Source organism: Colwellia sp. TT2012, from assembly GCF_001440345.1.
GTDB lineage: Bacteria > Pseudomonadota > Gammaproteobacteria > Enterobacterales > Alteromonadaceae > Colwellia.
The window spans coordinates 51,736-77,210 of sequence record NZ_LJYX01000002.1 but is presented as its reverse complement, the minus strand read 5'-3'; the positions used below and the strand labels follow the sequence as shown (position 1 = coordinate 77,210).

At 39.8% G+C, this 25,475-nt stretch carries 25 protein-coding genes and 1 pseudogene; 11 read left to right on the top strand and 15 right to left on the bottom strand.

The annotated features are described in order from the left end of the window. Positions 1 to 32 precede the first annotated feature (32 nt). A complete protein-coding gene (locus ASU03_RS00365; RefSeq protein WP_231731450.1) occupies positions 33 to 806 on the top strand; it encodes a hypothetical protein in 774 nt (257 codons plus the stop codon). Here the strand turns inward: ASU03_RS00365 and ASU03_RS00360 are convergent. The 5 genes and pseudogenes from ASU03_RS00360 to ASU03_RS00340 form a co-directional block, all read right to left on the bottom strand. Further along, positions 796 to 2,703 carry a putative bifunctional diguanylate cyclase/phosphodiesterase gene (locus tag ASU03_RS00360; protein ID WP_157465775.1) on the bottom strand — a complete coding sequence of 636 codons (1,908 nt, stop codon included), beginning with the start codon at positions 2,701 to 2,703 and terminating at the stop codon, positions 796 to 798. The genes ASU03_RS00365 and ASU03_RS00360 overlap by 11 nt on opposite strands. Then, positions 2,703 to 4,298, bottom strand: coding sequence for a sensor domain-containing diguanylate cyclase (locus ASU03_RS00355; protein WP_057829926.1), 1,596 nt, complete (start codon positions 4,296 to 4,298; stop codon positions 2,703 to 2,705). Before ASU03_RS00355 ends, ASU03_RS00360 begins: the two co-directional genes overlap by 1 nt. Next, on the bottom strand, positions 4,291 to 4,725 hold the full coding sequence (locus ASU03_RS00350) for a hypothetical protein (protein WP_057829925.1): 435 nt from the start codon (positions 4,723 to 4,725) through the stop codon (positions 4,291 to 4,293). Before ASU03_RS00350 ends, ASU03_RS00355 begins: the two co-directional genes overlap by 8 nt. Continuing rightward, entirely contained in the window at positions 4,725 to 5,972 is a 1,248-nt protein-coding gene (locus ASU03_RS00345) for a hypothetical protein (RefSeq protein WP_057829924.1), read from the bottom strand. The genes ASU03_RS00350 and ASU03_RS00345 overlap by 1 nt, the downstream gene beginning before the upstream one ends. A gap of 250 nt (positions 5,973 to 6,222) precedes the next feature. Beyond that, positions 6,223 to 6,522 (bottom strand): annotated as a pseudogene (locus ASU03_RS00340) (TRAP transporter large permease subunit); the annotation flags it as partial. Between the two features lie 143 nt (positions 6,523 to 6,665). Here ASU03_RS00340 and ASU03_RS00335 point away from each other — a divergent pair. Next, positions 6,666 to 8,087 (top strand): putative bifunctional diguanylate cyclase/phosphodiesterase, encoded by a 1,422-nt coding sequence (locus tag ASU03_RS00335; protein WP_057829922.1) that lies wholly within the window; start codon positions 6,666 to 6,668, stop codon positions 8,085 to 8,087. A 12-nt stretch (positions 8,088 to 8,099) separates the two neighbouring features. On the opposite strand, the gene ubiA is transcribed toward ASU03_RS00335, so the two are convergent. Together ubiA and ASU03_RS00325 are read right to left on the bottom strand one after the other, a co-directional pair. Next, a complete protein-coding gene (gene ubiA, locus ASU03_RS00330; protein ID WP_057829921.1) occupies positions 8,100 to 8,963 on the bottom strand; it encodes a 4-hydroxybenzoate octaprenyltransferase in 864 nt (287 codons plus the stop codon). Positions 8,964 to 9,002: 39 nt separating this feature from the next. Then, on the bottom strand, positions 9,003 to 9,659 hold the full coding sequence (locus ASU03_RS00325; RefSeq protein ID WP_057829920.1) for a chorismate--pyruvate lyase family protein: 657 nt from the start codon (positions 9,657 to 9,659) through the stop codon (positions 9,003 to 9,005). Positions 9,660 to 9,902: 243 nt separating this feature from the next. Here ASU03_RS00325 and ASU03_RS00320 point away from each other — a divergent pair, with 243 nt between their 5' ends. Next, the gene (locus tag ASU03_RS00320; protein WP_057829919.1) at positions 9,903 to 10,292 is read left to right on the top strand and encodes a flagellar basal body-associated protein FliL; all 390 of its coding nucleotides are present in this window, start codon (positions 9,903 to 9,905) and stop codon (positions 10,290 to 10,292) included. A gap of 74 nt (positions 10,293 to 10,366) precedes the next feature. Here ASU03_RS00320 and glpG read toward each other — a convergent pair whose 3' ends face one another. The 4 genes from glpG to ASU03_RS00300 all read right to left on the bottom strand — a co-directional run bounded on the left by glpG (position 10,367) and on the right by ASU03_RS00300 (position 14,069). Next, a complete protein-coding gene (glpG, locus tag ASU03_RS00315; RefSeq protein ID WP_057829918.1) occupies positions 10,367 to 11,257 on the bottom strand; it encodes a rhomboid family intramembrane serine protease GlpG in 891 nt (296 codons plus the stop codon). 5 nt (positions 11,258 to 11,262) lie between these two features. Then, on the bottom strand, positions 11,263 to 11,589 hold the full coding sequence (gene glpE, locus ASU03_RS00310; RefSeq protein WP_082627074.1) for a thiosulfate sulfurtransferase GlpE: 327 nt from the start codon (positions 11,587 to 11,589) through the stop codon (positions 11,263 to 11,265). 127 nt (positions 11,590 to 11,716) lie between these two features. Further along, positions 11,717 to 12,742 (bottom strand): L-threonine 3-dehydrogenase, encoded by a 1,026-nt coding sequence (gene tdh / locus ASU03_RS00305; protein WP_057829917.1) that lies wholly within the window; start codon positions 12,740 to 12,742, stop codon positions 11,717 to 11,719. Positions 12,743 to 12,860: 118 nt separating this feature from the next. Beyond that, on the bottom strand, positions 12,861 to 14,069 hold the full coding sequence (locus tag ASU03_RS00300) for a glycine C-acetyltransferase (RefSeq protein WP_057829916.1): 1,209 nt from the start codon (positions 14,067 to 14,069) through the stop codon (positions 12,861 to 12,863). 234 nt (positions 14,070 to 14,303) lie between these two features. Between ASU03_RS00300 and ASU03_RS00295 the strand changes: the two genes are divergently transcribed. Continuing rightward, the gene (locus ASU03_RS00295) at positions 14,304 to 14,732 is read left to right on the top strand and encodes an Lrp/AsnC family transcriptional regulator (RefSeq protein WP_057830098.1); all 429 of its coding nucleotides are present in this window, start codon (positions 14,304 to 14,306) and stop codon (positions 14,730 to 14,732) included. Positions 14,733 to 14,792: 60 nt separating this feature from the next. Here ASU03_RS00295 and ASU03_RS00290 read toward each other — a convergent pair whose 3' ends face one another. Beyond that, on the bottom strand, positions 14,793 to 15,698 hold the full coding sequence (locus ASU03_RS00290) for a hypothetical protein (RefSeq protein ID WP_157465773.1): 906 nt from the start codon (positions 15,696 to 15,698) through the stop codon (positions 14,793 to 14,795). Positions 15,699 to 15,787: 89 nt separating this feature from the next. On the opposite strand from ASU03_RS00290, the gene waaA reads away from it, so the two are divergent. The 3 genes from waaA to ASU03_RS00275 are packed head-to-tail and all read left to right on the top strand — an operon-like array spanning position 15,788 to position 18,213. Continuing rightward, positions 15,788 to 17,095 carry a lipid IV(A) 3-deoxy-D-manno-octulosonic acid transferase gene (gene waaA / locus ASU03_RS00285; protein WP_057829914.1) on the top strand — a complete coding sequence of 436 codons (1,308 nt, stop codon included), beginning with the start codon at positions 15,788 to 15,790 and terminating at the stop codon, positions 17,093 to 17,095. An 11-nt stretch (positions 17,096 to 17,106) separates the two neighbouring features. Next, entirely contained in the window at positions 17,107 to 17,883 is a 777-nt protein-coding gene (locus ASU03_RS00280) for a 3-deoxy-D-manno-octulosonic acid kinase (RefSeq protein WP_057830097.1), read from the top strand. A gap of 9 nt (positions 17,884 to 17,892) precedes the next feature. Beyond that, on the top strand, positions 17,893 to 18,213 hold the full coding sequence (locus tag ASU03_RS00275; RefSeq protein WP_057829913.1) for a hypothetical protein: 321 nt from the start codon (positions 17,893 to 17,895) through the stop codon (positions 18,211 to 18,213). Here the strand turns inward: ASU03_RS00275 and ASU03_RS00270 are convergent. The 3 genes from ASU03_RS00270 to rph all read right to left on the bottom strand — a co-directional run bounded on the left by ASU03_RS00270 (position 18,210) and on the right by rph (position 21,157). After that, complete coding sequence (locus ASU03_RS00270; protein ID WP_057829912.1) at positions 18,210 to 19,583, bottom strand: alpha/beta hydrolase; 1,374 nt, start codon at positions 19,581 to 19,583, stop codon at positions 18,210 to 18,212. The two genes, ASU03_RS00275 and ASU03_RS00270, sit on opposite strands and share 4 nt — an antisense overlap. 161 nt (positions 19,584 to 19,744) lie before the next feature. Continuing rightward, positions 19,745 to 20,410, bottom strand: coding sequence for an orotate phosphoribosyltransferase (gene pyrE, locus ASU03_RS00265; RefSeq protein WP_057179211.1), 666 nt, complete (start codon positions 20,408 to 20,410; stop codon positions 19,745 to 19,747). 33 nt (positions 20,411 to 20,443) lie between these two features. Then, entirely contained in the window at positions 20,444 to 21,157 is a 714-nt protein-coding gene (rph, locus tag ASU03_RS00260) for a ribonuclease PH (RefSeq protein ID WP_057829911.1), read from the bottom strand. 134 nt (positions 21,158 to 21,291) lie between these two features. On the opposite strand from rph, the gene ASU03_RS00255 reads away from it, so the two are divergent. The 4 genes from ASU03_RS00255 (at position 21,292) to ASU03_RS00240 (ending at position 25,427) form a co-directional block, all read left to right on the top strand. Then, on the top strand, positions 21,292 to 21,843 hold the full coding sequence (locus ASU03_RS00255) for a thioredoxin family protein (RefSeq protein WP_057829910.1): 552 nt from the start codon (positions 21,292 to 21,294) through the stop codon (positions 21,841 to 21,843). A 72-nt stretch (positions 21,844 to 21,915) separates the two neighbouring features. Continuing rightward, positions 21,916 to 22,650, top strand: a complete 735-nt coding sequence (locus ASU03_RS00250) for a gluconate 2-dehydrogenase subunit 3 family protein (RefSeq protein ID WP_057829909.1) — start codon at positions 21,916 to 21,918, stop codon at positions 22,648 to 22,650. After that, positions 22,647 to 24,374 (top strand): GMC family oxidoreductase, encoded by a 1,728-nt coding sequence (locus ASU03_RS00245; protein WP_057829908.1) that lies wholly within the window; start codon positions 22,647 to 22,649, stop codon positions 24,372 to 24,374. Before ASU03_RS00250 ends, ASU03_RS00245 begins: the two co-directional genes overlap by 4 nt. A 123-nt stretch (positions 24,375 to 24,497) precedes the next feature. Next, positions 24,498 to 25,427 carry a DM13 domain-containing protein gene (locus ASU03_RS00240; protein ID WP_057829907.1) on the top strand — a complete coding sequence of 310 codons (930 nt, stop codon included), beginning with the start codon at positions 24,498 to 24,500 and terminating at the stop codon, positions 25,425 to 25,427. Positions 25,428 to 25,475: the final 48 nt, after the last annotated feature.

Below are 25,475 nucleotides of genomic sequence, written 5' to 3'. Positions count from 1 at the left end.
ATTCTGTGATAAAGGGATCTTACACTGCCATTGTGATATCAGTACTACTGCATGTATTAGTGTTATTGGCATTAATCTATAGTGCAAATAAACAACCTAAAGCTATCAAGAAAAATAAGCCTAAGGTCACCGTTATCAAAAGTTTTTTGTACACTGCCCCCAAGGTATTCAAACCCAAGCTAAACAAAGCTAAGACAGTTACCACTAAAAAAAACGTAGTAAGCAAAGACTCCACTGATAACATTGTTACTAAAATAAAGCCGCCGAAAAAGGCTGCCGTAAAAAAGTTAATAGCAGAAAATTTAGCGTCCGAACAGAAGAATTCCAAGCCGCTAGTAGCTAAAGAACCGGTCACTAAGACCTTGTCTACACAGGTTACTAATGCCGTTAAAAATGAAACTTCGACAACTGAAAATAAAGTGCCAAGTGTAAGCCAAGGCAGTTTTTCAAGTTATGATCGCTTAACACGATTACGAAACAAGCTTGCCAATCAGCAACAAGAACAAGCTTTTGCTGAGCTAACACAAAAGCGTTCCGCTTCCATCATGCATGGTGAGCCCTTTCCCGTGCCTCATACTGTGGTTCCTTTGACTCGCGATCAAAAACATAAGCTAAATACCAGTGTTTCTAATAACACCCGTATTACTAAACATGACAACGGTAGCTGCACTATGGTGACGGAGCAAATGATCGGTAGCCCAATTGAAGCAACAACTTCATACTTTGCTTGTGGGGAAAGTAAATTCGATACGAGTTTTCGAGAACATATGCAGAAGGTACAAGCTAAACTGCCAATTAAACGCTAACACCCAGGGGCTGTTTTTTTACTAATAAAGCAATAAATTCTTGCTGTACTACCGGTTCAGACCAGAAGTAACCCTGGCCCATATCACAGCCTAGTTCTGCCAGTAACTCTGCGGTTGCTTTATCTTCAATGCCCTCAGCGACATTGGTAATGCTCAAACTTTTACTCATGCCTATTATCGCTTTAACAATCTGTAGTTCATTAGTTGAATGACAGATATTTTTAACAAAAGAACGGTCTAACTTAAGTGTACAGACATTAAATTTTGTTAAATAACCTAGATTAGAATAGCCAGTACCAAAATCATCAATGGCAAATGAAATACCAAAAGAGCGCAACTCATTAATTTGTTTTTGAATATAATTGATATCATCCATCAACATGGATTCAGTCAGTTCTAGCTCTAAAAAATGTGCCGCTAGGTTAACCTTAGTAAGAGCACTCAGGGTATGTGTTGATAGGTTACCGCGTTTAAAATCTTCCGCGGATAAATTCACCGCAATAGATAACTTATTAAAACCTAACTGATGCCATTGCTTGCACGCGGCAACTGATTGCTCTATAACCCATTGAGTTATATCAGTTATTACTCCTGATTGCTCCGCTAAAGGAATAAAGATCGTTGGCGGTACTAAGCCATGCTCTGGACTAAGCCAGCGTACTAAAGCCTCGGCACCGGTTATTTGATCGGTAGCTAAGTCTATTTTTGGCTGAAAGTGGACAACTAACTCATTATTACTAATGGCCTTTTTTAACGCTTTAGTTAGTTGCAGCTTTTCTTGCTCTTGCACCGCCATCACTCGGTCAAAGAAACTAAAATCAGCTTTACCCTCTTCGCCCTTAGCATGCATGGCTAAGTGAGAGTTATGCCGCAACTCTGCCATAGTACTACCATCAAAAGGAGCAAGAGCAATGCCAATATCAGGTTGCAGCGCAACTTCAAAGTCAGTGACATGATAACTTTGGGAACAAACTTGCTGCATTTGCTCCGCAAATTTACTGATACCACGATAATCAATGGAGTGTTTTAAAATAACAAATTCATTTTGTTGAAACCGATAGACAACTGTCTTGTCATTGGCAAAAGACAGCAATCTTTTTGCCAGGAGTTTAAGTGTTTCATCACAGATATTATGGCTATAGTTCATCTTAATTAAGTGTAAATTACCCACATTCAAGGTAATAAAAGCTAAGAGATGACCTGACGATTTTTGTTGCTTGAGCTTTTGTGCAAGATCAGTTTTACAAGCATTTTCATTGGGTAATTGCGTGAGTTGATCAAAGCGACTACTTTTTCTTAATTGAGCAATGGCTAATTCAAGCTCAGCATTCTTTTGTAAAATGTATTTGAACCTTTTTCTTATATCGGCAAACATATAAAAAACCCCGACCGAAAAGAAGGTCAACATGACCACATAACTAAAGACACGCCCCCACATGGGTAACGTATCAAACAGTCCGCTAGCCACTAAAAACCCCTGTTTATGGGCCAAAGTAAAGAAACATAAAGCACTTACAAGATAGACAAACAATGAAATAAAAATCAGCTTACCGGATAGAACTATAGCTAACATCAAGAGGCAAGGAAACGCTAATACCGCCGCATCAAAGATACCTTCACCCAGCCAACAAGCGTAAGTAATAAATACGGCAATAGACCATAACACCATGCCAGATATAACGCTGCAGGTATCGGCAGAAGCCCAATAGTAAAACACCACTAACAGGCTAATCGATGAAAACATGGCAAAAGCTAACACCGATTGACCATTAAAAAATAGTTCGCTAAGCAATAGCAGCATAAAAATAGTCAGCAAAATTTTCAGCGTTAATTTAAGTCGATGAACTTTTGCCTGTTGTGAAAATAGTATTATTGAAGAACGCCCAGTTACTGCCATTATGCTGACGTGCCATCATTGGCTTGCTTAGCAAGATCACTACTAAAGGCTAAATACAGCTCTTTGTTGATCGATTTTTCTTTTTTTACTTGATACATGGCTTTATCTGCCGCTCTAATGAGCTCTAATAACTCCAATTTATCGTCTGGATAAAAACTAACCCCCATACTTGCTGTAACACAAACACTCTTATTGTACTGGGATAAATGATAAGGTTTACTCAACTGTGCAACCAATTTCTCACAGACATTAGTCACCTCTTTTTGAAGAGCATTAGGCAAAATAATTACAAACTCATCGCCGCCCCAGCGTGATAGGATGTCGTCTTTTCTCAGGCTTTTCATTAACTTACCTGCAACATGAATCAGTACTTCATCACCCGCATCATGGCCAAAGATATCATTTATCGGTTTAAAATCATTCAAGTCCATCATTATCAGCGCGAAAGGTACTCTAGAGAATATTAGTTGTTTTAAATGCTGCTCTGCCGCTTGGCGATTAAGTAACTTGGTTAAGCTATCATAATTGGCTTTTTGAGCAAGTAATGATATTTGTTGTTTACGCTTGGAAATGTCATGTAAGGTGATTTGATAGTTTTCTTGAAAGTCATCGGTTATTAGCTGAGTCACCACTATTTGTACCCAAATTTTTTCTTCTTGATACGATATTAATTCTAGCTCTGCCACGGCTGACTCATCATTAGTAAAAGCAATACGAATCTGTTCATGCAGATCTTTTTTCATGATAAAAAGATCTTGCAAATAGTTACCATAATTCTTTTTCAATGGCAGTTTAAGCTTTTCAATCAGCTGTTCAAATGTTTGATTATAAAGTAGAATGTCTCCCTGCGGCTCAACCAACACTATTGCTGAAGTTGCATTTTCAAATAGCATTCTAAATCTTGACTCTAAGACTTGTACTTCATTTCTAAGGCTTTTTTCTCTAAGCATTTGTTGCTCGGCTTTTGCTAATAAACTATTTACATCATCCGCTAATTGACCTATTTCACTCTTTTGATGTGATAAAGGTTTATTTATTCGTTCTCGCGTTCCTGGGCTGATGACATGCAATGCTTTGCTAATATTTAAAATAGGGCGGGTAATAACATAATAAGTAACAAAAATTGAAATAATAGTGATAATTAAGGCTTCAACCGCGACCACTATAGTATTAGTAGCACTTATATTATTGGCTTTTTCAACGAGGTATTTTTCATTTGCTTTGACAAAAAGTACGCCGACACTGCGTTCTGGTTGAAAAGGCGAAAACAAGATAAATTTAAGCATAGCTGCCGACTCTTGATAGTTATCACTTTTCACCATAAGCACATCGGTTTTAATCGCGGCAGCAGTGATAAGATCATTACTAATCAAGCCATTAATAACCTCTTTCGCTAGTTCTTCATCACCTAAATAACTGGCAATAGAGGCCGTCGGGGAAACCGTGTTATACAATTGCTTAATACTTTGTTCTCCCAGTCGTTGCTCGTTAAGAAAGGTATAACGATAGAAAAGCTGGGTAGTAATAAACCCAACAATAACGGCTGTAAAGACAATAACGACTGCCAATCGAATAACTAAGCCCGATTTATTCATTTAAAATATAAACCACCTTTAAATCATCTGTGATAAGTGACTGCGGTACATAACCAATCGCTTGTTCATTCGCTATAATAAAAGCAATGAGGTCATCTTCATTTGACTGAAATACCGCGGCGCGCTTTCTACCAGTAAAACGTAATCTAGACCAATAGGCGTTAACGCGAGATAAAGGCATACCAACAAGATTTTTATAAAACTTAACTTTGATCGCATGATCGCCCTTAAGCTCAACCGGGATAGCCTTACTATCATTAGGAAAGGCCACATATTTCCCCATAAATAAATCAATCAGTTCAGAGCGGGATAATTCATCAACAGGATTGATCTTGTTAACCACCACAGCAATAGGTTCTTGTGCCTGAACTATCACACTCAATAGTGCCAGCATTAATATGATGATAGTTTGAGGGAGTTTATTCATCAGAAAACCAAACTCAAAGTCAGTAAAACGGTATTAATATCTTCTGCTACATTATGGTGAGCCGCTTCATTTAGCCACAAGGTACCACCACCGTCATCTATACGAGTGTAATTCCATTGTAACGATGAGGCCATATAACTGCTAATATCCCAACGCCAACCTAAGGATATTGTTTGCTGGTTGCTAGCATAGAAATTCATCATTGACGTAGTGCCATGAATAATTTCTTCTAGTGCCTGTTCATTGACTCCGGACTCAGAAAAAATATAATTGTTAGAGTCAGTAGCAGCATAAATACTATAAAATTGGTGAGCCTCTAATTGGTATGATAGGGCCACATAACCGCTGATTACTTTCGGAATGACTTCACTTGCTGAGTTAATATGTGACAACTCGGCTGATGCCAACCAATGTTGCCACTGATATTGACCACTGATTGATGAATAGTTTACCTCTTGCCCCTCCATCAGTATTGACTGAGCAAATACATCTGAATTAGGCCATAAAAAATCGGGGATTTGACTAATGCTCGCCGCTAACAAAGCGTTAATTTTAGGTTCATTGGCAATATTAACTTGGCTATGTTTTGCATGTACTATCCAGTTAAAGTGATCAAATGAGAGCGAAATGCCGATAATATCCTCAATTTTAATCTCTTCAACGACTGAATTTGCAGAAATTTCAGCTTCACTTGCACCGGTAAATAGCTTTGTGGTAAAGACCCCACCTAAAGCTCTTTGGCTATAGGTAACATCAAGCCCATCAATACTGCGATAAGGGATAATACCGTAGACTTCATTAGGAGCAGTGGCCCAAATATAAGAGAAGTCGACATCACGGTATTCGGTCAGTAAAAAAATATCCGGTGCTGTCCGGCCAAGTCTAACACTCCAATTGGCATTCACTTCATAACGTAAAAAAGCCAGCGTGGTATACCTATCAAATGAGGGTTTAACTAAATCTCTGAGCACACCTTGATATACAACATCAAAACTTGACGAAATATTCCAGTTTGCTTGCAAACCAAGCAAAGAGTGCTGCTTAAAATCAATATCACCTGAATAAACAGCATTGTCTGAGCCGACATTTTTTCGATAGCCATGGTGATCAGAGTCAGAATAAACAGCTCCGAGCGTAGCAAAGCCACTAAATTGTAATTTGTCATTACCAGCTTCATTTGCTGCGGCATGAAAGGCAAGAGCAAAAAAAACAAAGCATAAATAATTTTTACATTGTACTAAAAGCATACAACAAACAACCAACGGTTAAGGAATATATAAAATATATATCAACATTACTGATTATTCAATGTGGAAGTCATTCACCAAACTAAGCAAAATAAATAAAAAACAATTGTTAACATGAAAATTTGACGTTTAACTGTAGCTATTTATCGACTAACTAGTAAATCCCGTAAAGAGCCTAGGAAAACGTTAACAACTTATTATTAATTAAATTATCCTAAGCTCAGTAACCTTACTGAGCTATTTTAGCTCGCTAAGAAATAATAAAATGCTCCGGAAATAGTATCACCAATAACAACACCATGATTTGCATTAAAATAAAGGGCACAACACCTTTATAAATGGTCGTCGTTTTCATCCATTTAGGCGCCACGCCTTTTAAGTAAAAGAGACTAAAACCAAAGGGCGGTGTTAAAAACGAGGTTTGTAAATTCATCGAAATAAGAATGACAAACCAGACTAGGTTAATATCTAAGGCAATAGCGACCGGCAGTAAAATAGGTACCACTAAAAAGTCGATAAATAAGCCTAAAATAAAAATGGCTAACATGGCAGAAAAATCCTGTACTAACCGACTTTGCCCAGCAACTTAACCAGGCTCAGCACAATATTTCTTTTCAATGTGAAAATGGTCAGTATCTGTTTGGTTTTATCATTCCTGAACATGGCTTACTTATTTTTGAAACCCATTATACCTTGGCTGATGAAGTGCAAAAGGCGTTATTCCCCATTTTACAAAAACTCGCCACAAGTTGTTATACCTCACTAGTGCACGACTCTCTTGTTAAAGAAGTACATTCAAGACAACTCATTGAGGAAAAAATTGCCTTTCAAGCACAACACGACGGTTTAACCGGTTTATTCAATCGCCAACATATTAATCATTTACTAAGCAATGCCATCGACGATGCTCATCGCAATAAAAAAATTGGCACCATCATTTTTCTAGACCTCTATCGTTTTAAACCAATAAATGATGCTATGGGTCATACTGTCGGCGATAAAATATTACTCACCCTGGCCAACCGACTGCATTCCTTAACAAGTGAACATATTGATGTGGGTCGCTTTGGTGGTGATGAATTTATCATTATCATCAAGAACCTTAACCACAACTATCAAGATGATATCAAAGACATAATTACCCAGATTAATCAATTACTGGTAATACCTTTTGTTATTGATGCTAACTCATATAAGTTCAGTTGTAGTATTGGTTATGCGCTATTTCCGTTACAAAGCAGTACAGTGAATAATCTCATTAAGTTTGCCGATATTGCCATGTACGAAGCTAAGCGTGCTAAAAGTAAACAGGGTAAACAATACCAGAAGACTATGTCTGAAAAAATAAAAAGGCGCTTAGCTTATGTCGATGATATGAAGCAAGGGCTAGAAAATGGCGACTTTAAATTATATTACCAAGCGCAATATAATCATTATGGTGACATTATTGGCGCCGAAGCGCTATTAAGGTGGCAACATCCTGTTCATGGGATGGAATCGCCATCGGTTTATATCCCTATTGCTGAAGAAAGTGATTTAATTCTCGCTATTGGCCAATGGGTATTAGAGCAAGCTTGTCGTGACATTAAAAAGCTTGAGCGATTGCCACTGCCACAGACCTTTAAGAAAATAGCCATAAACGTCAGCGCCAAACAATTAATTCAGCATGACTTTCAAGACAAGATAATGCGCGCTATCAAGCTCAATGATATTCCAGCGGAACGTTTAGCATTAGAGCTAACCGAAAACCTTTTGGTAGAAAATATCGAAGATTCAATCAAGTTAATTGCCGAGCTTAAAGCAAACTCTATTGATTGTAGCATTGATGATGTTGGTACTGGATACTCCTCGCTTACCTACTTGAAGCGTATTACCGCCAGTTTATTGAAAATAGATCGTTCTTTTGTTGCCAATATAGAGCAAAGCAGTGCAAGTGCCGCCAATGCCAGTATGATTATTAGCTTAGGCAAAACCCTTAAAATGGACATTTTAGCTGAAGGAGTTGAAACAGTGGCAGAGCTCAATTGTTTAAAGGACCTTGGTTGTTATCAATACCAAGGTTATTATTTTAGTAAACCGCTACCCTTTGATAAGTTTGTTCAATTGTTTAACTAACGTAATGAAAAACTATAAATACTCAATGGATATTCCGACAAAGACAATCAAACCTACCCAATGGTTATGCAAAAAAGCTTGCAAACAGGCATCGCGATCTCTATTAACAATCAATAGCTGTTGATAGCTAAATAAGCCTGCAGCCACAATAAGAGACAACTGATATGGCCAACCAAAAGCTAAAATATCACCTACTGTCCACAATAAAGCCAAGGTCATTAACTGTAAAAACCCGATAATACGTTTATCGTTATCGCTAAATAAAATAGCGGTCGACTTCACCCCTATTTTAACATCATCATCTCTATCGACCATAGCGTATATGGTATCGTAAGCAACGGTCCAACAGAGGTTAGCCGAAAAAAGTAACCAAGCAACTAACGGTATCTGACCTTGTACCTCTGAAAATGCCATGATCATGCCCCAGCCAAAGGCGGCACCAAGAAATACTTGGGGAAACTGGGTATAGCGCTTCATAAAGGGATAGAGCGCAGCTAAAAACACCGCAACAACAGAGAGGTAAATAGTGGTCCAACTAAGGGTAAGCACTAAGCCAAGTGCCATGCCAATTAATAGACCGAATACAGTAATGGCCTCTTTACTGGTCATCATGCCATTAACAAGCGGTCTATTTTTAGTGCGGGCAACCTGGCCATCTATTTTTCGATCGGCGTAATCATTGATCACACAACCCGCGCTACGCATGATAAAAACACCTAGGCTAAAAATCAACAGTAGATGCATGTTAGGCCAGCCATCACTAGCAATCCATAAGGCCCAATACGTTGGCCATAATAGTAGATAGGTACCAATAGGTTTATCCATGCGGGTAATTAACTTAATTGCTAACCATTTTTGTTGAATTTTTTTCAGCATTTATCTGTTTCTTTTAATAGTTTCGTTTAATAGTTTTGTTTATAAGCTTTCTTGGTTTAATGCCTTCGGTACTGCTGTTTTTTGATAAGCAAATGCCTCGGGTAAAAACACCTCAGCGACCATCAAGGGTTTATCAGCCACCATAAAGATGGAACGTCGTCCCCATAACTCTTGCTCTGGTATTAGTGGTACTTTATCCGATGAGCGATTAGATAGTGTGGTTGCTAATTTAACGGCTAAGATGGCAACACTAGAATCACTAGCAAAAGCGGAGAGCTCTAATCCTAGACGTTGTAATGTCGGGTTATTAAACAGTACTTGCCCTAAGGGTTGCTCACCTAAATTTGCCAACACTTGCTCTTTACCGGTCAAGCTAGCTAAAGGCAATAAACTGCGGGCAAAAACCTGTGGCACATTGTCGCAATATAAAATGACTTCCCGTACTAAAACAGGCTCACCTACTTTAATAAAGTCACCCGCTTCTGCTGCTGAACATAATTGCTCTTGCTCACCAATCACCTTCACTTTAAAGTCTTTACCACGATTTTTTAAACGAGCTGTCAGTGAACCTTCATCAAGCAACCAATCTTTTAGGGGCACTGACAACTCAGAGAAGCTCCCAGCGCTAGGCGATTGCCATTGACCCGATAAGGTTACCGGAAAGGTTATCGGAAAGTTATCTGTTTTGTGCTGCATGAATTTACTTTATAGATAATAGGGTGTTAATAACAAGGGTACTAATTTATTTGCTAGATACCCGCTCTACTTCAAGATGCACAGGTATAAGATCGTAGCTATAGTAGCAGACCTAAACAGTAATCTCATTTATCTCAATCAATGAAATAAAAAAACGCTACATTTATCAAAATAATAAGGAAAAAAAATAAAATCGGGTTATGATAAGGATAAGTTCAATCATACTCAACCGACTGTTATTTTATGTTTAAAACCTTAATTCTCTGTTCTTTTTTACTGACATTATGCACTAGCTTCTCTCGAGCCAATGCCAGCGATTATGCTTACTATGGTTTTGAACCTGACATTGTCACCAATTATGTCGCGGTGAAAAAGAAAATGGGTTATGTTCGCTTAACGGTAGAGTTGATGGTTGCAGGTGATGACTTAAGCATAGTAGAACACCATGCGCCTTTATTACGCGACGCCATCATCAATATTATTGGTCAGCAATCTGAAGCAAAAGTGAAATCAATAAAAGGCCGAGCCGAAATTCTGTTGCAGTGTGAAGAGCAAGTAAAAGAGTTACTTATTAAAGAGACCGGCCAACCACTGATTAAAAAATTACTCTTTACCCAATGGTTAGATAACTAATTTAAGCCAAGCGCCAGCAAGAGTAATCTCTTAGTAAGTGAAGCGCTGAGAGCGAGTAAATATAAGCTGTATCGTTATTTTTTAACCTTGATACCGATGACTTTCACGGTAACTAACGCTAAAAAACACCCTGACAATAAGCCCAACAAATGCGCAGTGTTAGCAACATTAACTGGTAGTAAGTCGACAAAACCAAGCAGCAACCAGAACAGTAAAAAACCAACCAAAGGTTTAGCCAGCGACAAGCCGCGCTCTGGTGCTAAATAGCCAAACCACCAGACAAAACCCACCAGCGCATAGACCACGCCAGATAAGCCACCAAAATTAGCCCCTGAGACTAAATATTGGCCTAGGTTAGAAACAATCGCCGAGATAAGTAGTATATTTATCAGTGTTTTTTTACCTAAAGTTTGCTCAATACTGCCACCCAACTGCCACCACCACATGGTATTAAAGACAATATGCAACCAAGAAAAATGAAAAAATGCAGGGCCAATTAAACGTAGCGGCTCTGCTAAAAAAGCATCCACTGATAGTTGCGGATAAAACTGTAAGCTATTGAAAATTTGTTGTGCCCAACCCAGCTCACTACCTAGAAAGACTAGCCAGCACAGGCTAAAAATCACTAAGGTAACAATACCGGCATGAGCTAAAAAGTTTTCTTTGAAGTTAGCTAATAAACTGAAATCATCCGCATTTAAGGTGACTGTTTCAGCTCTATCCCATGCTGCTTGTTGATACTTATCAGCATAAGGTTGCAAAATAAAGGCATCAAATTCTGTTTTTGCTTGTGAGATCTTATTCTTAGGGCACAAAATCATATAGCCCTGCTCTGAGTTTGCTTTAAGCTGCGCTTGAATACCCAAAGATTGTAAATAGTTACTAAATAATAAGGCAATATTATGATCTTTAACTTGCACCAGAGGCTGTAAAGTATCCATATTCTCAGCAGACTCATTTGTCATGCTAATTATCGCTCAATATTATCAGGAAAGTCTGTTTGCCATTGAGTAAAGCCGCCGTCAAGAGAGTAGACGTCAGTAAAGTCTTGGCTAATGAGAAATTGTGCGGCTTGTTGACTGGAAATGCCGTGATAACAGCAAACAACTAGCGGTGCATCCAGATCTGCTGTACGTAAAAAGTCAGCCATTGATTCATTCGTTAAATTAATCGCATCGGTAATGTGGCCATTGGCAAAGGAATTTTCATCTCGAATATCTACAACAACATGTGACTTATCTGCCATAACTGCTTGCAGCTCACTGACTGACATATGTTTAAAACTATTCTCTGACACTATGTATTCCTCAATTAACCTTTATTTAAATCACGGCCTTGATGACAGTGATTTTTTGGTTTCGCTCAACTTAATATAAACGCTACCCAGCTAAGGTAGCGCTTTTGTAACCGCTAGTATAACCAATTTAGGTCCAATCTAAAATGACCTTGCCAGATTGACCAGATCGCATCATATCAAAGCCTTGTTGGAAGTCATCAATCTTGAAATGGTGAGTAATAATTGGTGTTAGATCTAAGCCCGATTGGATCAAGCTCGCCATCTTATACCAGGTCTCAAACATTTCACGGCCATAAATACCTTTAATGGTTAAGCCCTTAAAGATAATTTGGCTCCAATCAATGGCCATTTCGCCACTGGGAATACCTAACATGGCAATTTTACCGCCATTATTCATATTTTCTAACATACTGGTAAATGCTGCTGGGACACCTGACATTTCCATGCCAACATCAAAACCTTCATTCATGCCTAATTCGCTCATGACATCTTCTAGTTTTTCTGTACTGACATTTACCGCACGAGTTGCGCCCATTTTTCTTGCTAGATCAAGGCGATACTCATTAATATCTGTGATAACGACATGGCGAGCACCAACATGTTTGGCCACTGCCGCCGCCATAATACCGATAGGACCGGCACCTGTGATCAAGACATCTTCACCGACTAAATCAAATGACAAGGCGGTGTGCACTGCATTGCCAAAGGGGTCGAAAATTGCCGCTAAGTCATCTGAAATTTCATCCGGTAATTTAAAGGCATTATAAGCAGGTATCACTAAAAATTCAGCAAATGAACCTTCGCGATTTACGCCAACACCTATGGTATTACGACATAAGTGAGTTTTTCCACCACGGCAATTTCGACAATGGCCACAAGTAATATGACCTTCACCGGAAACACGATCACCAATAGTAAAGCCTTTTACTTCTTGGCCAATACCGACGACTTCGCCCGCATATTCATGACCGACCACCATAGGCACAGGAATAGTTTTTTGTGCCCATTCATCCCAGTTATAAATATGGATATCGGTACCACAAATGGCGGTTTTTTTGATTTTGATAAGTAGATCGTTATGACCTAGTTTCGGCTTTTCGGTCTGGGTTAACCAAATGCCTGGTTCTGCTTTTAATTTAGCTAAAGCTTTCATTGTCGCTCTCTATCTTTGTGATGTTTAACATACGATAAGTTGTATAGCCAATCTCAAGCTATTATTGTCATTGGGCTATAAAAGTACTAATTAGATACCTTTAATTAGGCTCTTTTAACTAAATAACGGCCATCTCTTTACCAATACGGATAAAGGCTGCAATGGCGTGGTCCAACTGCTCTTTACTGTGGGCGGCAGAAATTTGCGTACGAATACGTGCTTGCCCTTTCGGTACAACCGGGAAAGAGAAACCAATAACATAAATACCTTCCGCTAATAAACGCTCCGCCATTGCACTAGCAACTTTAGCGTCACCTAGCATTACCGGCACAATCGCATGGTCCGCACCCGCACAAGTAAAACCAGCGGCTTCCATATTGCTACGGAAATATGCGGCATTATCTTTTAAGGTTTTACGTAAAGCTCCACCATCAGCTAATAATTCAAGTACTTTTAATGACGCATTAACAATTGCCGGTGCTAGTGAATTTGAAAACAAGTAAGGACGTGAACGTTGACGTAACCACTCAACCACTTCTTTTTTCGCTGAAGTATAGCCACCTGATGCGCCACCCATAGCTTTGCCTAAAGTGCCAGTGAGGATATCGACACGACCCATTACCTGACAATATTCATGACTACCACGACCTTCTTCACCAACAAAACCTACCGCATGGGAATCATCAACCATCACCATGGCATTGTATTTATCGGCTAAATCACAAATACCTTTTAAGTTAGCGATAACGCCATCCATGGAGAAGACACCATCGGTAGCAATTAATTTAAAACGTGCACCCGCGGCATCAGCTTCAATCAGGCTTTGCTCTAAAGCCGCCATGTCATTGTTAGCATAACGGAAGCGCTTAGCTTTACATAAACGCACACCATCAATAATAGAGGCATGATTTAAGGCATCACTGATAATAGCGTCTTCTGGTCCTAATAAGGTTTCAAATAGACCGCCATTGGCATCAAAACAAGAAGAGTACAAAATAGTATCTTCCATACCGAGAAATTGGCTAATACCTTGCTCTAAGGTTTTATGAATATCTTGTGTACCACAAATAAAGCGTACCGATGCCATACCAAAGCCATGTTCATCTAAGCCGGTTTTTGCCGCAGCAATTAATTCAGGGTGATTTGCTAAACCTAAATAGTTATTGGCACAAAAATTAACTACTTGCTCACCACTAGCAACGGAAATTTTCGCTTGCTGCGCAGTAGTAATAATACGTTCGGCTTTATATAAACCATCTGTTTTAACTTGGTCTATTTGCGCGGTTAAATGCGAGTAAAAATCTTTTGTCGATACAGAATCAGTCATGTAAATTCCTTAAATAATGATTGTCGTTTAATAGTCATATTATCAACCCAGATCGTATTAGAATAAAAGTGACACTACTTGGTAATATGACCTTTTTAATAGTTAAATTGACACCTAAACCTGTCAAAGTGTAAGGTAATGACTATATTATGAATATATAACCGTTATCATTCAAAGCGTGGGCAAGATGCATCTTGATTGATAACGGCTATAATTACTAAAGTGGAGTTTAGTTTGTTAACCGAAAAAGATGAAGAATTACTGTCAATATTACGGCTGAATGGAAGAGCAAGTATTTCAGATATCGCCAGAGCCACAGGCGTTTCTAGAACAGCTATACAAAATCGACTCAATAAGCTTGAAAATAATAATGTAATTAAAGGCTACAGCGTTGTGCTCGGCAGCGCATATACCAGTGGCTTGATTTCTGCTAATGTCTCGTTAAAAGTAAAGCCAAACTTACGAAAAACGATTGGTATCGCCTTAAGAAAAGTTCACCAAATTAGTCATATCCATTCGATAAGTGGCGAATATGACTTATTGGTTACCATACAAGCCAGCACACTAGAAAAACTCAGTGATGTACTCAATATAGTATGCTCAACTGAAGGCGTAGAGAGAACCAACTCTGCTATTATTCTTGATACCATCTTTGAGCGTTAGCCCTACCCTTTTGCCACCGCCCTGAATACCGCCAACGCTTATTTAAGCGATTAGGCGGCCTTAACGCAAAGTGAGCTTCAACCACTGGGCTATATCATCCACCAAATATTTATTGGCCCTAATTAGCTGATAATTTAGCCGTTCTCCCTTGTACACTTGTAGTTTTGAATGCCTTGCGCCACTCCAAGCAAAGAGCTCCTGTGCCGTAGCATAGCTTATGGCATGCTGCGCTGAACTAACAAAATAACTGGGAATATCCACCAAATTTTTATAGCGTTCTTTATCGGCATAAGACATGTCAGGCGTTAATAACACCATAGAGTTTAAGTGCACTTTTTCAGCTAACGCTATCGCATAGGTACCCGCACAACCACTAGCAACAATTGAGATACCTTTGCTATTATCCACTTTTTTGCGTAAAAAATTATAAGCCGCCACTAAGTCTGCTGACCAATAGGACATCAACACGGCAATTTCAGTTTGAAAACTCATAATGTCAGTGGCATGCTTTTTTACCTCTAAGGCAGAATATCCCTGAGCAACACTGCTACCATAACCGCGAAAGTCCAGCGATAAGGTATGTAAGCCTTGCTCAGCAATACTTGTCGATAAGCTTTGATATTTGCTGCGTTCACTATGACAGTCATGTAAAACAATGACGCCGGCCATATTTTTAGCAGACGCTTTATCCGGGAAATAGCGATAGTCTGCCACCAATAAAAAGTCACGATCGAGCCGAACTTTAAACTGGACTTGGTATTGAAGAGCAAGATCAATCTTAGCTTGCTTCGCAGATTTGTGTGCCTCTGACATACTGTCAGATAAAAAGCCCTGGGAGATAATTCTCTCTGGCAAATGGTTGTTGGCATCCGCTGGCATTGCTATGCTGTAAACCATCAATATACTCAGGTAAGCAAGGTGTTTTACCTTCGAGCTACCGACATTTTTCATTAATTTTTGCTGCATGGCTTTTACCATCATAATTGCTAACGCTTATTTGGAAACCCTTTGGTATAATCTACCGACAAACTGATTATAGAGCAATATTCACCGACATGATTTCCTTGCTATTTTACCGCATTTCACTCTTGCTATTACTACCTTTGCTACTCATTTTTTTGCTTATTCGCTCAAAAAGTAATAAGGCCTATCGTCAGCGCTTAGCTGAACGACTGGGCTTTTTTCCAAAACCTTACCAGCAAGGTGGTATTGTTGTTCATGCTGCCAGTGTTGGCGAAGTTATCGCGCTCAAAAGTTTTATCGAAAAATTATTACTTAATTATCCTGATTTAGCCATTACGATAACTTCATTTACTCCCACTGGCTCAGCACAAGTCACTAAGCTCTTTGGTGATCGAGTGCAACACGGTTATTTACCCTTAGATATATTGCCCTGCACCGCATTGTTTTTGCGTAGACTGCAACCAAAAATGATGATTTTTATGGAAACCGAATTATGGCCGAACTTAATTGCCCAATGTGCTCAGCAAAACATTAAATTACTCTTAATTAACGGCCGCTTGTCGAATAAATCCTTAACTAGCTACCAAAAAATTGGCCCGCTCATTAAGCCCTGCCTAAACCACTTCGATATAATCCTGACACAAAGCCAAGAAAATTTAAGCCATTTTTTGCAACTAGGCGCGCAAGCTAGTCGCTGTGAAAATAGCGGCAACTTGAAATTTGATATCAGTGTCAATGCTCAAGTGATGGCAAAAAAGGCCGAATTAGCCAAACTACTTTTTACTGAGGAGCGTCAAGAAAAAAGAACCATTTGGTTAGTCGCCAGCACCCATGATGGCGACGAGACAATTGCATTGACCGCTTTTAAAGCATTATTATCTCAATATCCACGATTATTATTAGTGCTAGTGCCGCGCCACCCAGAACGCTTTGAACAAGTAGCCAAGCTTTGTCTTGAGCAAGGTTTATCCTTGGCTAAGCGCAGTGAAAATACTGTCATTAATAATGAGCAAGTATGGTTACTCGATAGCTTGGGTGAATTAATGGCGGCTTTTGCGTTGAGCGATATTGTCACTATGGGTGGCAGCTTTAATGCCGTGGGTGGCCATAATCCACTAGAGCCAGCGTTATTTAATAAACCAGTCATCGTTGGCCCTAACATGAGTAACTTCAACGAAATCATGCAGCAGTTAAGGCAGGCAGATGCCATAGTTGAGTTAACTGCTGATGAACCTAGCCATCAACTCGCCAAAGAAGTTAGCGTCTTATTACAGCAGCCGGAACGACAAAAGTCTCTGGGCGAAAATGCCCTTAAAGTGGTCTTAGCAAACCAAGGCGCCAGCGAAAAAACCTTGGCTCAAGTACAAGCGTTATTAACAAGTAACGGCGCAAAGTCATGAGGATAAAACGTGTGAATCAAGCGATAAGCAGCGAACAGTTTGCCAAGTTTTCACAAGGTAACGTCAGTGGTTTTTTTAGTAAAAACCTTATTGATGATTTCAGTGCCAAGATGCTTGAGCCAAGCTATTGGCAACAAAAAAATGCAGTAACAGGCTCAGCCCAAGGGCGTGGCACCACTTGGTTTGTCGCTTATAATGATAGCAATAATATTTCACATGATTGGGTCTTACGTCATTATTACCGTGGCGGTTTAATGGGTAAAATAATTAACGATAGCTACTGGTTTAGCGGTTTAGCAAATACTCGTGCCGCACGTGAGTTTGCCTTACTGAGTCATATGCAAACCCTACAACTTCCTGCACCTGAGCCCGTAGCCTATCGTATTATTCGCCGTGGTTTAACGTACCAAGCAGACTTATTATCAAGCCGTATTCAAAACGCACAAGATTTAGTGGCAATATTAAGTAAAAAAATCTTAGCGGATAATGTTTGGCAACGTATTGGCGCCACGATTAAACGCTTTCATCAGCAGGGTATTTATCATCACGACCTAAATAGCCATAATATTTTGATCGATGATAAAGAGCAGGTGTTTCTAATCGATTTTGACCGTGGCGAATTACGCCAAAGTAAAGCAGATTTAACAACTGATGCCCAATGGAAACATGCTAATATAGCACGTTTACAGCGTTCATTTTTGAAGGAATTCAATAAGCTAACGCAGTTTAATTTTACTGAGAAAAACTGGCAAACATTGCTGGCTGGCTATCAAAACCACACTGATTAGGTGACTTAAATGAATTTTTTTATCCTGCTGCTGACCGCAAGTTTAACGCTAACGTCATTTGCCTTAAGCGCAACAAAGCTGGCGGCACAAGATATTAGTCACTTAATTTCTCAGCAAGAGTTTGCCCGCTATCAAAATGTCGCAGACTTTATTGAACAATCACCTAAGGTGACGATTACCGTAACGCCATCCAAGGCAGATAAAGATAAATATGGTCAACAAGTTGCTAGATCATTGACTGGCTCTGATTGTGACAGGGATGGCAAGATGGACAATAATGCCACATGTAATGCTGTATTTTATAAACTGTGGCTGAAATACACACGTTAATGAGTAGCCTGTAAAAACTTAGTCATATCAGCAAGCATTTCCTGATAATACGGATTGTAAGTCAGCCTTTGTATTGGCAATTCATGATTAAGGTTCATTGCAGTTATCTCCCCTTTTATCACCTGCTTATTTTGTTTACATGCCTGATAACGAACGGCATCTTTTACATAATGACCACAATTCCTATAACGCCCATTAACGCCATAATGGGGATTATCAGGGGAATTAGTGGTCGCAATGTGAGCAACATCAAAAATGTCACGGCATAAACTACCCGGAGAACATTCAGGCACAACCACTGTCATAACGTCAGCTAATTTTTTCGGCAGCTTGTTGTTATCACCATAATAAATCAACACACTTTGCTTCATTTTATCTTGCGGTGATGCTAACTGCCACTGCTGAACTAGCTGTAGAGTATACTCAGTATCTATGGTTTGATCATATTCACTGGCAACAACAAAGACCGGAATATCATGCATATTTCGACTAGCCATAGCTTGATCACCAACAACAAGGCTCATTAAGGCATGTACTTGCGCGGCTGCGTTATAGGGGAATGACTCATATTTAGCAAAATCAATATCGGCATCAAGATCAAGCCAATCAACAAAAGGAATGGCATCTATATACTTAGCCAACCAAGCGAGGTCACTTTTTGCCTTGGATGCAGGCGACCACATAAATAGACCTTTAATTTTTTCATCAACACTGTTTTGCTGCATCAAGTAATTAAAGATAAGTGTCCCGCCCGTAGATAAACCACCAAGATACACCTGCTGATAATCAGTTAACGTTTGCTCTATGGCAAACTTTGTCGCCTGTTGCCACTCACTATAATCAGTAGTCAACAATTCTGAAGGCGCCATACCATGCCCAGGCAATAGCAGCGTACGTACGGTAAAACCTTGTTGGTAGAAAAACTGGCTAAGATCATGAAAAGAAAACGGTGAGTCAGTTAAGCCATGAATAAGCAAAATAGCTTTGTCATTATTAGGCTGAGCTAATTCAAACGGAGCAACCAATTGACTTATTTGTGGTATTTCTGACCATTTATGTTGTTTCGCCAACTGTTGGTAGGTCTCTGTAACAATGGGGCAATGCATATTGGCCCTAGGGTTGGTATTAACAATGACCTGATAAGCATCCTTAAGGTATTGCTGGTAACTTGATAGTTTTTTAAAGTTAACACTGGCTAAAAATTTATCTGAAGAATCCTTAGCGACCTTATTAGAGAATCGATATTTACCAGATTCAATTAGGGAGACATAGTCATATTGAATACTCAGACAATCTTGTTGCCCTTGGGAAAAGGACAAGGTACTCACCAACCATAGTAGTAATAACGTGTACTTATTAACATATTGCATGATGATTTCCTGTTAATTTTATTTTATCGATAAACAAGCAGAGCTATAAGGTCATATAGTAGCCAAAAAAATAACGCCTTTGCAGCATTATGCGGCAAAGGCGTTAAAATTTATGCACATTATTTTCCGGCTTACCATTAAAGCACGGTAAGCCGGAAAAATTAAATACCGTAACTTAAGCGGTATTTTTTAATACTTGCTAAGTTTTCTGCTAGCTCTGAACTCTCAGCACCTTGCGCGGCAACTTTTTCTTCAAGAAAAGCTACCACATCACCTAAAGTAACAATCGACGCAACTTGCGTACCAAAATCACGTTCAACTTCTTGAATCGCTGATAACTCGCCCTGGCCTTTCTCTTGACGATCAAGAGCAATCAAGACACCAGAAAGCTGTGCGCCGTGTGCTTTAATGATTTCCATTGATTCACGAATGGCAGTACCTGCAGTGATAACATCATCAACTAGCATGATTTTACCCTCAAGATCAGCGCCTACTAATGAGCCACCTTCACCATGAGTTTTGGCTTCTTTGCGGTTAAAGCAATAAGGTACATCGAGATTATGGTGATCGTACAGAGCAATAGTCGTGGTAGTGGCAATGGGAATACCTTTATAAGCCGGACCAAAAATCACATCAAAATCAATTTTTGCGTCCATTAAGCTCGCCGCATAAAAACGACCTAAGCGCGCTAAATCACCACCGGTTTTAAACATACCAGCATTAAAAAAGTACGGGCTCACTCGACCAGACTTTAAAGTAAACTCACCAAAACGTAATACCTGCTTTTCGATAGCAAATTCAATAAATTCGCGTTGATAATCTTTCATAGTTATTTTCCTGTTTACTTAACTGAACGCAGCTTAGCTTAATGCTGCTTTTTGTATTTCAAATAATTCATTGATACCATTTTTTGCTAATTCAAGCATGGCTTGCATCTCTTCAAAGCTAAACGGTTCTTCTTCAGCAGTACCTTGTATTTCAATAAGTTTACCGGTATCTGTCATCACCACGTTCATATCGGTATCTGCGGCTGAATCTTCTGGGTAATCTAAATCAGCAATCACTTCACCTTTATAAATACCAACAGAAACGGCAGCGATCATATGTTTTAGCGGGTTCGTTTTAATAATATCTTTAGCACGCATATAGTTAAGTGCATCAACTAAAGCCACACAAGCACCGGTAATAGCAGCAGTACGGGTACCACCATCGGCTTGAATAACATCACAATCGATAGAAATGGTATTTTCACCTAAGGCTTTTAAATCAACCGCGGCACGTAAGGCACGCGCAATTAAGCGAGAAATTTCTAACGTACGACCACTTTGCTTACCAGTAGTCGCTTCACGACGCATACGTGTATGAGTAGAGCGAGGTAACATGCCGTATTCCGCCGTAATCCAACCTTTACCTTTGCCTTTTAAGAAACGTGGTACACCAACCTCAACCGAAGCAGTACAAATCACTTTAGTATCGCCGAACTCAATAAGTACTGAGCCTTCTGCATGAGTGGTAAAATGACGGGTAATCGTTACTGGGCGAATTTGCCCTAATGTTCTGCCGCTTGGACGCATGAAGTGTTCCTATATATAAAGACGGATAAAATAATTGCCGCTATTATAATGCCTATCAGACTTTTTTGAAATATAGTTCAGTAAAGTAAGGTCATGTTAATTGTCCCAAGCACCAAAAATCAGCAGAGAGCACCATGAAAATTATCACCGCCTTAGTTATCAGTTTAAGCTTATTTTTAAGCTTTGTTATTACCGTAAGTGCTACTACTTATACTGCACCAACAGCAATAGCCTCTGACTTACCCACTTACAGCAAAGTATACGATGAGCAACGCGACCCCTTTAAAGATGCGGTAGCAGCACTGGCTTTGGCCAAAGAGACTAATCGCCAAGTATTAATTGAAATTGGCGGTAACTGGTGTAGTTGGTGCCATAAGATGGATAGCTTTCTTGCTAAAAATCCCGAGGTATATCAAGCTTTGCATAGCCAATATGTTTTGCTGAAAATTAATGTCAGTGACAGTAATGAAAATAATGACTTTATGAAATCACTACCGCCGGTATTGGGTTATCCGCATATGTATGTCTCCACGGCACAAGGTAAAATGATTTTATCTAAAGATACCGCCGAATTACTGGCCGACAATAATTATTCAAAATCACAATGGTTACGTTTTCTCAGCGACTGGTCAGTTAGTGCCACCGCAATACCAGCACAGTTAGTAACAACTAACGCGGCAGAATAGTTCAAAATGAGTAGCAAGACATAAACCAAGTACCGCCAAGATCAGATCGGCCTAGGTTAGGGGAGCAAGTTAGTGATTAATGAAGATACATGTTGTTCTTTTTTTGATAAAAATTACCAAACACCTGAATTTATCAAAGAGAGACAAAAGCAACTACAGCACAATAGACGTCATTTTCTTAAATCGGCCGCGGGTATGGGCGCATTAGCCAGTTTATCCAGCTTTAGTATCACCGCAAAAACACAAACTTCGCTGCATGAGTTAGTTAACACCTTAGTAAAAACAGAACCCTGGTTAACTCTAGATGCCACACTTAATCATTTATTGCCCAGCTCAGCAACAGGCCCAAGTGCCAGAGAAATAAAGGCCACCGCTTATTTATATCAAGTGATGACAGTACAACCGACCGAGCAAGATGAGAAAGATTTTATTCTCAAGGGGGTTAATTGGTTAAATGCTTATGCCAATAGCGAAAAATCTGCCGACTTTGCCCAATTAAGTTTTACCGATAAAGAACAGCTATTACGTGGTATTAGCCAATCAACCGCGGGACAGAATTGGTTAAATACCCTACTCGGTTACATTTTTGAAGCCATGTTATCAGCCCCTAGTTATGGTGGTAATCCTAACGGTGTTGGCTGGCAATGGTTAGAACATCAAGCAGGTTTTCCCTTGCCAGAAAAAGGTCAACGCTATTTTGAATTACCTACTCGCGCCCGCATTGATTTACTTAGCCCAGAGCAATACGACAATAAACGTCTAGCAAGCAGCCGTAAAAAAGCCCATCAAGGAACCCGAAAAGCATGAGTTTTGATATTTGCATCATTGGTAGCGGCGCAGGCGCCTCCCCTATTGCCCACCAATTAGCGCTAGCCGGTGCCAAGGTTTTAGTGCTAGAAAAAGGTCCTTGGTTAACGGAAAAAGACTTTTTCAAAGATGAGCTGACCATCAGTATTCATGATGCTTACAACCCCAAGTTGAGTGATGAACAGCATGTTATTGAAGAAGAATACCTAGATGAAAATGACCAACCTTTCTGGCAAGGTGAAAAAACCAGTGATTCGGGTTGGAGTTGGTGGAATGGTACTGTGGTTGGTGGCTCATCTAATTTTATGAGTGGCTACTTTCACCGGTTAAAACCGATAGATTTTCGCTTAAAATCGGAGTTTGGTGCGATAAAAGGTGCCAATATCGTAGATTGGCCGATTAGTTATGACGAACTCGAACCCTACTACGCAAAAGTAGAGCGTGAAATTGGCGTATCGGGCCGTGTGGTTAAACACCCACATCAAGAGCCGCGCTCTACCGACTTTCCCTATCCTCCTATTGCCGAATTACCCATGTCTGCATGGATAGATAAAGCCGCGACAGAAATTGGCTATCATGCCATTCCCGTTCCTAGAGCTATTTTATCTAAACCAGCCATGGGCAGAGGCAGTTGCGAGTATTCAGGTTATTGCAGCAGCTATGGCTGCTCCTCTGGCGCTAAAGGTAGTGGCAGAGCCGCATTACTAAACCATGCCGTGGCATCGGGTAATTGCACCATTAAAGCAAATGCCAAGGTTTATAAAATTGCCACTGACAAACAAGGTAAAATTACTGGCGTACATTATTACGATAAAATCGGTCGTAAAAAAGCTGTCAGTGCCAAAATATATGTGGTTGCCTGTCAGGCGGTAGAAACCTCGCGTTTATTACTGGCTTCAACCGGTGAAAAATTCCCTCAAGGCCTAGCCAATAATAGTGGTCAGGTTGGCAAGAATTTACTCTTTAGTGGTGGTGGTACCGGTCAAGGTGACTTCATTTATGCTGATTTATCCGAGCAAAAAGTGAATGATTTAAAGCAAGTGGGTCCCTTTATTAATCGGGCACTACAAGACTGGTATCAAATTAACGACAACAGTTTTACTGGTGCCAACAAAAAAGGCCAAGCGAAAGGTGGCACTATCGATTTTTTATTTCACCAAAACCCTATCGCTAGAGCACAAGGCACCCAATGGGCTCTAGATGAAAAGGGTGATGAACAATTACTCTGGGGTGAAGATCTCAAGCAAAGTTTAAAAACAGAATTTACCAGCTATAAAACCCTACGTTTTGAAGTATTTAATGATTGGCTGCCCACCGATAACTGCTTTGTCAGCTTAGATAAAGAAGTTACCGACCAATGGGGCGATCCAGTCGCCAAGGTGCGCATTGGTTATCATGACCATGACCTTGAAGTCGGAGAGTACTTATCGAAAAAAGCAGAAAAACTGCTAGCAGCCCTAGGGGCAAAAAATGTTTCCTCCTCGGTCAGTGGTTACCCGTCAACAAACTTAATGGCGGGTGGTTGTCGTTTTGGCCATGATCCAAAAACATCAGTGCTCAATAAGAACTGCCGAGCCCATGAAGTTGATAACTTGTATGTCACAGATGGCTCGTTTATGCCTACTGGCGGTAGTGTACCTTACACCTTTACCATTTATGCCAATGCCTTCCGCGTAGCCGATAAAATTAAAGCACATTGGTTAACGCTGACAAATAAGCCCTAACAACTCAGTGTTATTTGCGTAAGCATTAGCAGAAATATTAAAAAACTATCAATTTGTGATATCTCTGTGAAGTTATACCGTCAATATCGGTCTCTATATTTAACTTATTATTGGTGACCGGATATGACTGTCAAATTACTATTAACTGCCATATTAGCCCTGTTATTAACCGCATGCGGTTCAGATGACAAGATTGCTGAAGTAGCAAATAATTTAAATCCGCCCCCTTCTGCGGTTACCACTTATACTGGTATATTTCTAGATTCAGCGGTTACTGGGCTAAACTATAAAACGGTTAGCCAAAGTGGCCAAACCAATGAGCTGGGCGAATTTAACTTTCAAGACAATGAAATGATCACTTTCTCAATTGGTGATATTGAACTGCCCACCACACTTGCCCGTCTCTATTTAACCCCGTTAGAGCTCTTTCAAACCACCGATATTAATCAAATTGAAGTCATTAACCTGCTGCGGCTATTACAAAGTTTAGATAGTGATGGTGATAGTAGTAATGGCATTGAAATAACGGCATCGGCGCACCAATTAGCCACTAACTTGATTATTGACTTTTCCGCCAGTGATTTTGCCCAACAAGTCGCGGAACTCGTCAGCCAAAGTGGTGGCGTTTACCAAACACTCATTCCTGCCTCAATGGCAATCGAGCACTTTCAGTTAACACTGAATCAGATCAGTGATAACAATGTAACAAGCTGCAGTAAAGAACATGACAAAGTTGGTCATAGTGGTTTCTTCAATACTTTTGCCCACAATGTCTCAGGCAAAGCGACAATTATAGATGACTGCACCATTGAAATAACGCAATTTAGTTATGATGGTGGTGGCCCCAATGTATACATCTACGGCGCTACAGAGCATTTATATGCTGGCAATGGGGCTTTTTCAATAGGTAACAGACTTAATGGGCAGGTGTTTGACAATGCTAGCTTTATTATTAAATTACCCCGTAATAAAACCTTAGATGACTTAACCGGTCTAAGTGTTTGGTGTGTCGATTTTAATGCTAACTTTGGCCAAATGGAATTTACCCCTTAATTGACAAAAGGGGTTTTGTCAGCACTGAATTTCTGGCTAGATATAACA